Origin of the sequence: Burkholderia sp. BCC0397, assembly GCF_902832865.1 — a bacterium.
In the GTDB taxonomy this organism is placed as follows: Bacteria; Pseudomonadota; Gammaproteobacteria; order Burkholderiales; family Burkholderiaceae; genus Burkholderia.
The window spans coordinates 27,728-40,942 of record NZ_CADFDL010000013.1 but is presented as its reverse complement, the minus strand read 5'-3'; the positions used below and the strand labels follow the sequence as shown (position 1 = coordinate 40,942).

Here is a 13,215-nt window from a genome sequence, read left to right as displayed (position 1 = left end):
GCGTCGGCGGCGTACAGTCGCGATGCGTCCGGCCGCAGCACCGGCCGGGCCGCATTCGACATCGACATCATCGGGAGGCGCTCATGGATCAACCGCAACACGTGCGGATCGTCGGCCTGCCGCGTAGCAGGGACGCGTACGCGATCCGCGATTTCCTGCAGCGGCGCATGATTGCGTACGACTGGTGCGAGCTGACATCCGACGCCGACTGCGCGCAGGCGCTCGGTATCGCGCCGCTGCGCGACATCCGGCTGCCGGTCGTGATCTTTCCGGACGGCTCGCGCCTGTATCAGCCGACCCTGGCCGAGATCGCCGCGCGGCTCGGCTGGGTCGCGCGCCCGCGTTTCGTCGAATACGACGTGTCGATCTACGGCGCGGGGCCGGCCGGGCTGTCGGCGGCGGTCTACGCGGCGTCCGAAGGGCTGCGCGCGGTCGTGATCGAGCGCGGCGCGGTAGGCGGGCAGGCCGGCACGAGTTCGCTGATCGAGAACTACATGGGGTTTCCCGACGGCATCCCGGGCGCGGAGCTCGCGGAACGCGCGCGCGAGCAGGCGGTGAAGTTCGGCGTCGAGCTGCTGACGATGCGCGAAGGCGTGCATGCGACGTTCGTCGACGGCAAGATCCGCGTCGAGCTCGCCGACGGGTCGATCCTGGTCGCGCGCGCGAACATCTGCGCGACCGGCATCGAATATCGCAGCCTCGGGCTGCCGGAGGAATCGGCGTTTCTCAACGCTGGGCTGTTCTACGGCGCTGGGTCGAGCGAAGCGCCGATGTGCGCGGGCGAGCAGGTCTTCATCGTCGGCGGCGGCAATTCGGCCGGCCAGGCCGCGATGAATTTCTCGCGGCATGCGCGTCAGGTGACGATGCTCGTGCGCGGTGCGTCGCTCGCCGACACGCTGTCGCGCTACCTGATCGACCGGATCGAGCGGACGCCGAACATCGAGGTCCGCTACCGGTCCAGCGTCGCCGCCCTGCACGGCGACGGCTGGCTCGACGCGATCGAGCTTTGCTCGGCGGACGGCACGCGCGAACGGCTGCCGGCCACGCGCCTGTTCGTGTGCATCGGCGGCGCGCCGAACACCGACTGGGCGAAGGACACCGACATCATCCGCAATCCGGGCGGCTATCTCGTGACCGGCGGCGACCTGTACGACTGCCCGGCGTTCGAGCGCGTGTGGCCGCTCGAGCGTCGGCCGTACCATCTGGAAACCAGCGTGCCGGGATCGTTCGCGGCCGGCGACGTGCGATCGGGGTCGGTCAAGCGCGTCGCGTCGGCGGTCGGCGAAGGCGCGATGGCCGTGACCTTCGTGCACCGGTTTCTCGGCGAGGATGCGCACCGGCTCGCGGGCGCGTGACGCGGGGCGCGGGCGCGGTTCGCCCCGCCCGCGCCATGCACGCCCGGTCAGCGGGCGGCCGCCACCGGCAGGCGGAACGTCAGCGCGGTGCCGCCCGCATCGCGCGGCACGGCCTCGAGCGAGCCGCCGTGCGCCTCGGTGATCGATCGGCAGATGGCGAGGCCCATGCCCATGCCGTCCGATTTGGTCGTGAAAAACGGATCGAAGATGCGGCCGGCAATCTCCGCATCGATACCGGTTCCGCGATCGGCGACGGTCACGACGACGCGATCGCCGTCGCGGGATGACGTGATCTCGAGTTCGCGCGGCGTCCCGAGGCCGCCCATCGCATCGAGCGCGTTGGTGATCAGGTTCAGGACGACCTGCTGGATCTGCGTGCGATCGGCCATGACGCGCACGTCGTCGCAGCGCAGGTCGACGTGCAACGCGACGCGTTGCGCGTCGATCTCGGTCGCGGTCAGGCGCAGCATGTCGCGGATCAGCGCGTCGAGCGCGAGCGGCGCCATCGCCGGCGGCGCCTGCCGCGCCAGCGCGCGCAAGGCGCGCACGATGTCGGCCGCCCGCACGCCGGAGGTGCGGATGTCGTCCAGGCTCGCGAGCGCTTCGCCGATATCGGGCTGCTCGCCGCGCAGCCAGCGCAGGCATGCGCCTGCGCTCGACACGATGCTCGTGAGCGGCTGGTTGATCTCGTGTGCGATCGATGCGGCGAGTTCGCCCATCACCGTCGTGTGCGCGGTGCGCGCGAGCTCGGTGCGCGCGTGCTGCAACGCGGCCTCCGTCTCGAGCCGCCGCGCGCTCTCGTCGACCAGCTCCGCGTAAAGCCGTGCGGATTCCAGCGCATTGGCGGCTTGCGGCGCGAGCATTTCCAGCATCGCGATGCGCCGCGCCGAAAACACGCCGTTGGCCAGCGCGTTCTCGAGATACAGGATACCGATCAGCGTGCCCTGTTTCAGCAGCGGCAGGCAGAACAGCGAACGCGTGGGGTGCGTGCGCAAGCTCTCGACGTGGTCCGGCATGCCTTCGCGCTGCGCGTCGGCGAGGACGATCGGCTTGCGGGTGCGCGCCACCGCGTTCAGGATCGACAGCGGCACGTCGTCGCCGGTCGGTTCGCTGCGCGCGATATCGACGATCACGTCGCTGTCGACGACGCGCGCGGCCGCCTCGATCGTGAGCCGGTCGTGACGCGCGAGCAGCAGCAGGCCGGAGCGGGCGCCCGCGTGGACGAGCATGTTGCGCATCAGCGTCTGGATCAGGCGCTCCAGCACGATTTCTTCGGACAGCGAATGCGCGGCGCGCATCGCGAGCGCGAACTCCGGGTCTTCGTGCGCGGGCGCGGCCGTGCCGCCGGCGCCCGGGGCCATGATCAGGAACGGATGCCGGCTTTCCATCGCCCCCGTCTTGCCGAGCGCGCCCCAGCGCCGGTAGCACGCGTGCGCGAGCTGAAACTGGTGGCGCGCGCGCCCGGTCAGCTCGAGCGACGCGGCGTGGTGTCCAGCCAGTTCATGCGCGAGCGCCTGTTCGTGCACGAAGCCGCCTTCCGCCGCGAGCCCGGCCGCCGCTTCGTACTGCTGCATCGCGACGACGTGCTCGCCGCGCACGCGCGCGAATTCGGCGTCGATCAGCGCGAGCTTGTTGCGAAACGTTCGCGGATTGAGCGCGCTCCACGCGGCGAAACGCGCGCGCTGCGGCGCGTAGCGTTCGAGCAGCTGCTCGGGCGGCGTCGTGCCGCGCTCGCTCGCGATGCCCGCCAGCACGGTGAACAGGTGGAAGTCGGACAGCATGATGTGCGCGGGTGTCGACCACGCGAACGACGCGGCCGCGTCGAGTGCCGCGCGTGCGGCGTCGGCATCGCCGAACAGGAACGCGGCCTGGCCGTCGAGCACGCAGGTCCAGAACTGCAACACGGACATCGGCGTTTTCGTTGCCGCGCGCGTGCGCCACGTGCCGACCGGCCGGTCGTATCCGCGCTGCAGCGCATCGACGAATTCCGACTGGGTGGACACGAGATCGACGATGTCGTCGTAGCGCGCGCCGCGCGCGATCGCCAGCAGCGGATCGATTTCGTCGCGGATGACCGGCAACGCTTCGCCCATCGCGAGCAGGTCGCTCACGATGTGGTTGCAGCTGTAGCACATCCAGCGCAGCTCGGCGCTCGCGTTGCCCGCTGCCTTCGCGTCGCGGGCCCGCTCGAGCGCGTATGACAGCGGCTGGGACCAGACGCTTACCTGGTCGAGCGCGATCAGCGCCGCGGAGCGGTAGCGCTCGAACCCGTGGCGCTCCACCAGCGCGAGCGCCACCTTCGCGAATTCGAAGCCGGCTTCGTACGCGGCGTCGTGTTCGGCGATGCTCACGCCGTACCACGCGAGCCCCTGCACCGACGCGGCCGTGACGCCGTGGCGCAGCGTGAGCTGCACCATCGTCGCGAAGTGCAGCAGCATCAGCCCGTTGCTCGGATAGAACATCGCGGCCTCGAGCGCGGTCAGCAGCGCCATCGTCGCTTCGACGCGCGCGTCGGTCGTCACGGGCAGGTCGACCAGTTCGCCAATCGCGCGGCCGGCGAGGGCGTCGCGCACCGCGTCGCGCGCTGCTTCGAGGTCGGCGTCGGATGGGCGCTCCGGTAGATGAACCCCGAGCACCGCAAGACCGGCCAGCGCGACGCGGACCGCCTCGCGGTAGTTCGATTCGACCGTGAGCTGCGCTGCCTTGAGCCGGTGTGCCTCCGCGCGATCGGCCGGCGTGCCGGCACGCGCGAGCAGTTCGTCGATCGTGTCGGCGGCCTGCGCCGTTTCGCCGCTCGCGAGGAGCAGGCCGCCGCGCAGCCTGCCGATCCGGCTCATCACGTCGTAGTGTTGCGACCACGCGTGCGGTCCGAGCAGCGTTTGCGCCGACGCGAGAAACGACAGTGCGCGCTCGCGCGCCGCGATCGCGGCGGCGGCCTGCGCGGCCCGCACGAGCGCATCCGCGAACGCGAGCGCAAGGCCGTCGTCGAGCGGTGCAGCGATCCCACGCTCGATCTGCGTCGCGAGCGCGAGCAGCGTGTCGGTATGCTGCGGCTCCGCGCACGCGAGCATCGCGGTCGCGACGGCCGCATGCCGCGCCGCCTGCTCCGTGGGCGCGCTCGCCGCGTAGACGGACTCGAGCACGCGGTCGTGCGTGAAGCGCCAACGGTCGCCGTGCAGCGATACGAGGCCGGCCTGCCGGGCCGGGTCCAGCCAGAACCGCAGTTCGTTGCGCGTGTTGCCGGAGGTCGTGCCGAGCAGCGCTTCTTCGGCTTCGCTGCCGATGCATGCGAGCAGCGACAGCAGCGTTCGCGACTGGGCCGGCAACCGCTGCATCCGCAGCGAGACCAGATCCACGACGTTCTCCGCCGCGCGGTACGCGACGATTTCGTCCGCACGCCACTGCCATGCGTGCGCGGCGCTGTCATACGCGAGCAGCCGCTCCTCGATCAGCGAGCGCAGCATCTGCTGAATGTAGAACGGATTGCCGCCTGTCTTGCCGTGCACGATGCGCGCGAGCGCGGGAAGATCGCCGGACGTATCGCCGAGCATGCCGGCGAGCAGGGTCGTGACGTCGTGCGGTTCGAGCGGCGCCGGCGTGACGGTCGACACGCGGGTGCGCTCGAGGTCGCGCAGGAAGCGGCGAAATGCCGGCGAATGCTCGGCCTCGCTGCGATAGCCGGCGACGATACAGACGTTCGCCGGCGGATCGGCGGCGATCGACGCCAGAAACGCGAGCGTGGCGTCGTCGGCCCCATGGATGTCGTCCAGCAACATGACGAGCGGGGCCGCGGGCGCCGCGAACGCACGGCATGCGTTGACGACGGTCTGGCACAGGTGAAATTCCGGGACCGGATCCGTACGGCCGAGCGCAACCGGGTCCACATCGAGCAGCCACGCGAGTTCCGGAAAGATGCCCGACAGCAGGTTCGCATGCGCGCCGATGCAGTCGCGCAGCCGTGCCGCGACCGCGGCGATCTCGTCGTCGGGCCGGGCCAACACGCTGCCGAACAGCGAGCGCAACGCCCGCACGACGGGCGCGTACGGCGCGGCGGGCCGGAACGGGTCGACTTTCGCCGAGGTCCGCCACGACGCCGGCGCGGTACTGCGCGCATGGCGCGCAAAGTGTTCGGCGAGTGCCGTCTTGCCCACGCCTGCCGGTCCGTCGATCAGCACGAGCGCCGTTTCGCCGGTGCGGGCCACGCCCGCCAGCGTGTCGGCGAGCCTTCGGGCGTCGGCGTCGCGGCCCACCAGCAGGTCGGGCGCATGCACGCGGGCGAGCGCATTGCCGCCGCCCAGCGCGAACGGTGCGACGCGGCCGAGCGCGTGCCAGTCGCGGCGCAGCCGTTCGAGATCGTCGCGCAGCGCTTCGCACGACGCGTAGCGATCGGCCGGCTCCTTGGCAATCAGCTTCAGCACGAGATCGTTCAGCACGGCCGGCGTGTCGTCGCGCAACGCCACCGGCGAACACGGCTGCATGGCGACGTGCGCGTGTACCCATTCGGACGTCGACGCGGCGTTATAAGGCAGCGCGCCCGTAAGCAGCCGAAACAGCGTGATGCCCAGCGCGTAGAGATCGGCGCGTTCGTCGACGTTCGCGTCGTGCGCGAGTTCGGGCGCCGCGTACGGGGCGAAATCCGCGCGCGGCGTATGCCGCGCAGGGGGTTCCGCCGGGTCGGCGTGCCGCTTGCGCGCATGGGCGAACGCGCCCAGCTTGACGGCGCCCGGTTGCGTGACGACGAAGCTGGCCGGCCGCACGTCGCCATGCAGCCAGCCGCGGCAATGCAGTTCGTGAAGCGCGCGCACGGCACCGAGTGCGAGATCGAGAAACGTGTCGAGCGCCATGCGCTCGTTGGCGAGCGTGTCGAACGTGCGGCCCTCGACGCCCGGATAGACGAGCACCGGGCCGCCGCCGGCCCGGATCAGCGCGACCGGTGCGATCGCCCGCGCCGGATCGAGCGCCGTGCCCAATGCGTATTCACGCTCGAACTGCCGGCAGCGCAGATCGAACTCCCAGCGGGTCTCGCGCGCGGACCACACGATGCCCGTCGCCGGGTCCGTGAGGTCGAACGTCAGCATGTCCTCGGCGCGCGCGACATTCGTCGGCGTCGCACGGGCCAGCCAGTCGGGGTCCATCCGGGTAGCGCCTTCGTCGGCGCGCAAGGGAATGTTCACGTTCGTGGTGCGGTAAGGTGGAATGGCGCAGGGCGGCAGCACATCGTGCCGCGCAGCCGGTCGTGCCGCCCGCGTCAGGGGCCGGCGCGTGCATTGTCCGACAGCCGGAGAGAATTTGCAGCCCCCCTGCCAGCGCGGCACCGCCGCAGACGTTAAACCTATGGATAGTGGTCGAGGTCGGCGGCACGCCCTAGCATACGGTCAAGCCTGCTTTCCACCCGCGCCGATGCGCCGGAGCCGGCGACAGCGCGCGACGCCCGCCACACGGCGCGCGACGCGCAACACTTCAGCGACGGTCAAGCGGATGAGCATCATGTATACGTTCGGGCGGGTCACGGTTTCCCTGGAATGCCGGGAAGTCTGCGTCGACGGGCAGCCGCACTATGTCGGTGCGCGCGCCTTCGAGATCCTCGAGCTGCTGGTGAGGGCGGCCGGCAGGCTCGTGTCGAAGGAGGCGATCATGGATGCGGTCTGGCCGAACACGGTCGTGGTAGAAAACAACATCCAGGTGCATATCTCGACGCTGCGCAAGCTGTTCGGCGGCAAGCACGGCTGGATCCGCACCGAGTCGGGCCGCGGATACCGTCTCGCTCCGCCGCTGGAGCTGGCCGGAACCGAACGCCCGTTCGACGGCACACCGCGCGCGATGGCCGCGCGCGGATGGTCATCGCCGCGCAAATGCCCGCTGATCGGCCGCGAACGGGAGGCCGCTGAACTGCACGCGCTCCTCGAGCGCGAGGCCTTCGTCACGCTCGTCGGCCCGGGCGGGGTCGGCAAGACCCATCTGGCCCTCGAGGTGGCCGCCGCGCGCGCGGCGTCGCTCGGCATCGACCTGTATCGGATCGATCTGGCGTGCTGGCCGCGCGGCACCGCGCCGGAATGCGCGGTGCTCGCGGCGCTTGGCAAGCCGGACGAGCACAACGCTGAGCCGGCCGACGTCGTGCGCGCGATCGGCGAGCGGCGCGTGATGCTCGTGCTCGACAACGCCGAACAGCACGTCGACGCGCTGGCGGACCTGTGCGACGCGATCGTCGAATCGAACCCGGGGGCGATGCTCGTCGCGACGAGCCGCGAACCGGTGCGCGTCGGCGTCGAGCGCGTGTACCGGCTCGGCCCGCTCGCCGTGCCGCCGGCCGGCGCGAGCGATGCCGAGATCGTCGCATGCTGCGCCGTGCGCATGTTCGTCGCGCGTGCGCGGGCGATGGGTACCGACATCGCCGCGGACACGCATACGCTGAATGCGATCGCGACCGTGTGCCGGCGCCTGAGCGGTCTGCCGCTGGCGCTCGAACTCGGCGCCTCCCGCGTCGCGTCGCTGGGGATCCAGGGGCTGGCCACCGATCTCGACAAGTCGCTGCTGTCGCTGTCCGGCGGGTTGCGCACCGCGCATCCGCGCCAGCAGACGCTGCGGGCGACGATCGAATGGAGCTACCGGCTGCTCGACGATGCCGAGCGCACCGTGCTGTGCCGGCTCGCGGCGTTTCCGGACGCGTTCCAGCTCGACGCGGCGTGCGCGCTCGCCGCATGCGACGAGTTGAGCGCCGAGCAGGTGCTCGACTGCCTCGTCAGTCTCGCGTCGAAATCGCTGCTGGTCGTCCATCCGCTGGGGCTTTCGAAGCGCTATTCGCTGCTCGAGCTGGTTCGCGCTTATGCGCTCGAGAAGCTGGCCGAATCCGGCGAAGCAGGCCGCGTGCAGGCGCGCTGCGCGTCGTTCGGCGTCGGCGTGCCGGCGCTCGCGCACGCGCGGCAGTCGGCGCGCGCCGACATGCAGTGCGCGTGACGCGTTCGCGTGCCGCGATGCGGCGCATTGACATCCATTTCAGGTTTTCATTTCATGGCGATTGTTTGCATCATCGATGACGATGCGTCGGTCCGTAAGAGTCTGGGCAACTTGCTGAAGTCGGCGGGGCATACCGCCTTGACGTATGCATCGGGCGAGGAATTCCTCGCGGCCGGGCCGCGGGACACCGCGGCCTGCGCGCTCGTGGATCTGAAGATGAAGGGAATCAGCGGCCTCGAGGTGCATCGGCTGCTGATTCAGCGCGGCTCGACGATGCCGGTGATCATGATGTCCGCCCACGGCGACGACGAGTCGGTCCGGCGCGCGCTCGCGCAGGGCGCCATGGCGTTCATGCGCAAGCCGTTTTCGTCCGACGATATCCTCGATCTGATCGACGACATCGCGTCGGGCGCGCGCGGCGCGTGAGCCGCGGAAACCCGCCACGATGCAGCTTCGCTGCGCGTATTTCACCGCGCAGCCGCTTCGTTTATCATCCGATCACATCAATTCAGCGCTGGGCAGGAAACGCGATGGCGAGCACGCCGGATACTCCATCGATCGGTCACCGCGACGCGGGCGATGCCGCGTCGATCGTCTACGTGGTCGACGACGACGACACGCTGCGACGCGCGCTGAGCGCGCTGCTGCGCTCGGCCGGGTTTCGCGTCGAAACGTTCGGATCGTCTCGCGCGTTTCTCGCGTTCAGCCGGCCCGACGTCCCGAGCTGCCTGATCCTCGACGTGCATCTCGACGAAGAGAGCGGGCTCGCCGTGCAGGAAGAAGCGGCGCGCGCGGGACTGCACCTGCCGATCCTGTTCATGACCGGCTACGGTGACGTGGCCACCACCGTCAAGGCGATGAAGGGCGGCGCGCTCGATTTCATGACGAAGCCGTTCGACGACGACGAGATGCTCGATGCGGTCGGCCGCGCACTCGCGCGCGACGGCGAGCGCCGCGCGCAGGCCCGCGCGCTGGATTCCATCCGCGATGCATACGCGACGCTGACGCCGCGCGAGCGCGAGGTCATGAGCCAGGTGATCGCGGGGCTGATGAACAAGCAGGTCGCCGCGAATCTCGGCCTTCAGGAAATCACGGTCAAGGTCCATCGCGCGCAGGTCATGAAGAAGATGCTCGCGCGCACGCTGCCCGATCTCGTGCGCAAGGCCGAAGCGCTGGGTATTCAGCCCGTCGGCGGTCGCGACTGAGGCCGTGGCAGGCGCCGGCGAGCGAGCCTGAGCGTGAGGCCGCCGGCAGGCGCCGCGAGCGAGCCCAAGCGTCGCGCTCACGCGGCCATCGGGTTGGCGGCTTCACGCGCGCACGCGTATGCGATGCGCGGCGGCACGTCGCCGCGCGGTTGCGCATTCCGTATGTCGGGGGTGTCGGCGAATGCCGCGACGAGATGCTCGGCGAGCGTCCGGATGCGGGCGGGCAGATTGCGGCGCGAATGATAGAGCAGCGACGCGTCGAGATCGGCGACCTGCCAGTCCGGTAATACGCGCACGAGTTCGCCGGTGCGCTCGAGCGGCCGCGCGAGCGGCTCGGGCAACACCGCAAAGCCGGCGCCCCGTACCGTCGCGAGCATCAGCGTGGCCGCGCAATTCGACCGGATCGCGCCGGCCAGCCGGATCTCGGCGCTCGCACCGGTGCCGCGATGCCGCAGCGGCCAGGCCGACACGTCGCCGGCCGGCCGCGCGCCGCGCGCACCCACGCGTTCGAGTGCCTGCGGCGAATCCGGCCTGCCGCACTCCGCGTGATGACGCGGGCTCGCATACAGGCCCATCGGCACCCGGCCGAGGCGCCGTTCGACGCACGTCAGGCTCGACGTGGGACCGGTGACGATCGACAGGTCCGTGTCGCCGCTGAGCGTCGCGTTCGCGTGATCGACCCAGTCGATACGGATCTGCACCAGCGGATGTTGCCGATTGAAGTCGGCGAGCACGGGCACCAGACGATCGGCGCCGAACAGGTTCGACACCGCGATCGATACGCCGCCTTGCATCTCGTTCGCGTTGAAGCGGCAGCACGCGGAGAAACGCTCGTATTGCTGCAGCAGCGCATTCGCCTGCTCGAGCACGTCCTGGCCGACCCGGGTCAGCGTGACCTTGCGCGTCGTGCGATGCAGGAGCAGCACGCCGAGCGACGTCTCGAGACACCGGATCGCGCGGCTGATGTGCGGAACGCCGAGCTGATGCGCTTCGGCGGCCTTCGTGAAGCTGCCTTGTTCGGCGACGGTCTTGAGAATCTCGAGCGTTTTCAGGCGATCCATATCGGGTCCCGCTTCGTGAATGCTGACAGCATTCAATTTATGCGTGGCGGGCGCGCCGGGCAACGCAAAAAACGTGAGTTAAGCTTAAGCGGCGCCTGAATATCCTTGCGCCTCTATCAGGCGTGCGCGGCGCACTTTTCAGCGGCGCTCGGCGCGATTCGCATCGCGCGCCGCGGTCGATTCCGGCGGCGTCCACCCGCCGCCCAATGCGTGCACGAGACTCACCGTCGCGATCGCGAGCGCCTGCCGGCTGTGAATCAGCTGACGTCGCGCATTCAGCGCATCGCGATCGGCATCGATGACTTCGAGGTAGCTGACATAACCGTGCGCGTAGCGGCTCAGCGACAGTCGCGCCGCCGCGTCGGTCGCGCGCGCCGCGTTGTCGTAGCGCACGATCCGCTCCTTTTGCGCGGCGATGTCGTTGAGCGCATCCTGCACGTCGCGCAATGCGGCGATCGCGGTCGCGCGATAGTTCGCATCGGCGAGGTCCATGCCGGCCCGCGCGGCGGCCACCGCGGCATCGCGCTTGCCGCCGTCGAACAGCGTCAGCGCGACGTTCGCGCCGAGGCTCCACAACGAACTGTTCCGGTCGAGAAACGAGCGCAGGTCGCGGGTCGCGAAGCCGCCGTCGGCGGTCAGCGTCAGCGTCGGCAACCACGCGGTGCGCGCGATGCCGAGCTCGAGCGACGCCGCATCGGCGCGCCGCGCGGCCGCGAATACATCCGGGCGCTGCGCGAGCAGCGTGGACGGCAGCCCGGGCGGCACGTCCGGCATGCGCACGGGCACTGCGCTCGCGCCGATGTCGAACGCGGTCGGCGACACGCCGGTCAGCACCGCCATGGCGTCGACGAGGTCCTCGCGCAGCCGCTGGCTGTCGGCGAGATCCGCACGCGCGGTATCGAGATCGGCCGATGCGCGCAGCGCGTCGAGGTCGCTCGCCGCGCCGGCCCGCACACGTGCGGCGATCACGTCGAGTGCGGTGCGCCGCAGCCCGATCGCACGCGTGAGCGTCACGAGATCGTCGTCGACGTAGCGCAGCGTCAGGTAGTCGACGGCCGCTTCGGTCGCCACCCGCAGACGCACCGCATCGCGGTCGGCCGCCGCCTGCAGCACGTTCTGTTCGCCGATGTCGGCATCGCCGCGCAAGCGGCCCCATAGATCGACTTCGTAGCTCGCGGCGACGGGCACCGACCAGTTGTGCATCGTGCGCTTCGGCAGCGCGTTGTCGACCGTGCCGGATACGCGCGTGCGGCTGAACGACGGGTCGACGCGCACGTTCGGCGCCAGCGCGGCATCGCGCACGCCGAGCAGCGCCTGCGCCTGGTCGACGCGCGCGGCCGCCGCGCGAATATCGAGGTTGCGCGCGAGCGCGGCGTCGACGAGCGTGCCGAGTTGCGGATCGCCGAACCACGTGGGCCACGCGGCAAGCGACGCCGCGCGCTCGACCGATGGATCGGCATGGCGAAACCGGTCGGATTCGACCGGAACGGGCGCGAGCGGCTGCGGCGCGATCGAGCACGCGGCCAGCAGGCTTGCGGCGAGCAGGGCGAGCGCGCGCGTCATCGCGATTCGCGGCTGCGCTGCAGCGTGACGACGACCGACAGCCCGGGCCGGATGCGCGGCTCCGATACGGCCGGGCCATCGAGCAGGATCTTGACGGGCACGCGTTGCGTGACCTTCGTGAAATTGCCGGTCGCGTTGTCCGGCGGCAGCAGCGCGAACTGCCCGCCCGTCGCGGGCGACAGGCTGTCGATGTGGCCGGTGAACACCCGCTGCGGCAGCGCATCGAAGCGCAATTGCACGACGTCGCCGGTGCGCACGTGCCGAAGCTGCGTCTCGCGGAAATTGGCGACGACCCACGGATGCGGCTCGACCAGCGTGAGCAGCGCCTGGCCGGGCGCGACGTGCTCGCCGGTCTCGACGGTTTTCTTGCCGACGTAGCCGTCCGACGGCGCGACGACCGTCGTGTACCCGAGCTGCAGCAGCGCGTCGCGCAACTCGGCATCGTTCTGGCTCGACGCGGCATCGGCGGCCTGCGACGCGGCAAGCGCGCTGCGCCGTTGCGCGTCGGCCGCCGCGACACGCGCACGCGCGGACTTGCGCGCGGCATCGGCCGCGTCGAACTCCTGCTTCGACAAGCCGCGCGGCGTCTCGCGGGTCAGTTCGCGCGCGCGGGCGTAATCGAGCTCGGCCTTGTCGGCATCAGCGTGGGCCGACACGAGCGCCGCGTCCACCTGCTCGATCAGCGCGTGTGCGCGGCTCGCATCGGCGTGCGCCTGCGCGACGCGTGCGCGTTGCGCCGCGACGCGCACGTCGAAATCGCGCCGGTCGATCTGCACGAGTGCGTCGCCGGCATGGACGAACCGGTTGTCGTCGACGAGCACACGCTCGACCGTGCCGGCGACGCGCGGCGAGATCACGTGCAGGTGGCCGGTCACGTACGCGTCGTCGGTGCCGCGATCGCGTGCATCGAACTCGTACACGAGGAGTGCGACGAGCAGCAGCGCAATCGCGGCGATCGCGACGATGGCCGGCCGGTGCGAGCGTGCGGGCGCGGCAGGCGGCGCCGGCGAAGCAGCCGGCGTAGTGGAAGAAGGATTCGGTGAGGGTGAGGTCATCAGAATCTGCTCCGAGAAACCC

The 13,215-nt window shown here is 70.4% G+C and carries 8 protein-coding genes; 4 read left to right on the top strand and 4 right to left on the bottom strand.

Annotated elements, in window-relative coordinates:
* Window positions 1-83 precede the first annotated feature (83 nt).
* The gene (locus HWX03_RS29010; protein ID WP_175873633.1) at window positions 84-1,355 is read left to right on the top strand and encodes an NAD(P)/FAD-dependent oxidoreductase; all 1,272 of its coding nucleotides are present in this window, start codon (window positions 84-86) and stop codon (window positions 1,353-1,355) included.
* 47 nt (window positions 1,356-1,402) lie between these two features.
* On the opposite strand, the gene HWX03_RS29005 is transcribed toward HWX03_RS29010, so the two are convergent.
* Entirely contained in the window at window positions 1,403-6,529 is a 5,127-nt protein-coding gene (locus HWX03_RS29005) for an ATP-binding protein (protein ID WP_175873632.1), read from the bottom strand.
* Window positions 6,530-6,833: 304 nt separating this feature from the next.
* On the opposite strand from HWX03_RS29005, the gene HWX03_RS29000 reads away from it, so the two are divergent.
* The 3 genes from HWX03_RS29000 to HWX03_RS28990 all read left to right on the top strand — a co-directional run bounded on the left by HWX03_RS29000 (window position 6,834) and on the right by HWX03_RS28990 (window position 9,514).
* Complete coding sequence (locus HWX03_RS29000; RefSeq protein WP_175873631.1) at window positions 6,834-8,309, top strand: winged helix-turn-helix domain-containing protein; 1,476 nt, start codon at window positions 6,834-6,836, stop codon at window positions 8,307-8,309.
* Window positions 8,310-8,363: 54 nt separating this feature from the next.
* A complete protein-coding gene (locus HWX03_RS28995; RefSeq protein ID WP_175873741.1) occupies window positions 8,364-8,735 on the top strand; it encodes a response regulator in 372 nt (123 codons plus the stop codon).
* A gap of 104 nt (window positions 8,736-8,839) precedes the next feature.
* Window positions 8,840-9,514, top strand: coding sequence for a response regulator (locus HWX03_RS28990; protein ID WP_174433146.1), 675 nt, complete (start codon window positions 8,840-8,842; stop codon window positions 9,512-9,514).
* A gap of 77 nt (window positions 9,515-9,591) precedes the next feature.
* Here the strand turns inward: HWX03_RS28990 and HWX03_RS28985 are convergent, their stop codons facing one another.
* From HWX03_RS28985 to HWX03_RS28975, 3 genes are all read right to left on the bottom strand, one after another.
* Window positions 9,592-10,575, bottom strand: coding sequence for a LysR family transcriptional regulator (locus tag HWX03_RS28985; protein ID WP_175873630.1), 984 nt, complete (start codon window positions 10,573-10,575; stop codon window positions 9,592-9,594).
* 138 nt (window positions 10,576-10,713) lie between these two features.
* The gene (locus tag HWX03_RS28980; protein ID WP_175873629.1) at window positions 10,714-12,138 is read right to left on the bottom strand and encodes an efflux transporter outer membrane subunit; all 1,425 of its coding nucleotides are present in this window, start codon (window positions 12,136-12,138) and stop codon (window positions 10,714-10,716) included.
* A complete protein-coding gene (locus HWX03_RS28975; protein ID WP_175873628.1) occupies window positions 12,135-13,193 on the bottom strand; it encodes an HlyD family secretion protein in 1,059 nt (352 codons plus the stop codon). Before HWX03_RS28975 ends, HWX03_RS28980 begins: the two co-directional genes overlap by 4 nt.
* Between the last annotated feature and the right edge of the window lie 22 nt (window positions 13,194-13,215).

What these genes read in the sequence shown, in the direction of transcription:
- HWX03_RS29010 (WP_175873633.1), top strand. Translation starts at nt 84, where the DNA reads ATGGATCAACCGCAACACGTGCGGATCGTCGGCCTGCCGCGTAGCAGG.
- HWX03_RS29000 (WP_175873631.1), top strand. Translation starts at nt 6,834, where the DNA reads ATGAGCATCATGTATACGTTCGGGCGGGTCACGGTTTCCCTGGAATGC.
- HWX03_RS28995 (WP_175873741.1), top strand. Translation starts at nt 8,364, where the DNA reads ATGGCGATTGTTTGCATCATCGATGACGATGCGTCGGTCCGTAAGAGT.
- HWX03_RS28990 (WP_174433146.1), top strand. Translation starts at nt 8,840, where the DNA reads ATGGCGAGCACGCCGGATACTCCATCGATCGGTCACCGCGACGCGGGC.
- HWX03_RS28985 (WP_175873630.1), bottom strand. Translation starts at nt 10,575, where the DNA reads ATGGATCGCCTGAAAACGCTCGAGATTCTCAAGACCGTCGCCGAACAA.
- HWX03_RS28980 (WP_175873629.1), bottom strand. Translation starts at nt 12,138, where the DNA reads ATGACGCGCGCGCTCGCCCTGCTCGCCGCAAGCCTGCTGGCCGCGTGC.
- HWX03_RS28975 (WP_175873628.1), bottom strand. Translation starts at nt 13,193, where the DNA reads ATGACCTCACCCTCACCGAATCCTTCTTCCACTACGCCGGCTGCTTCG.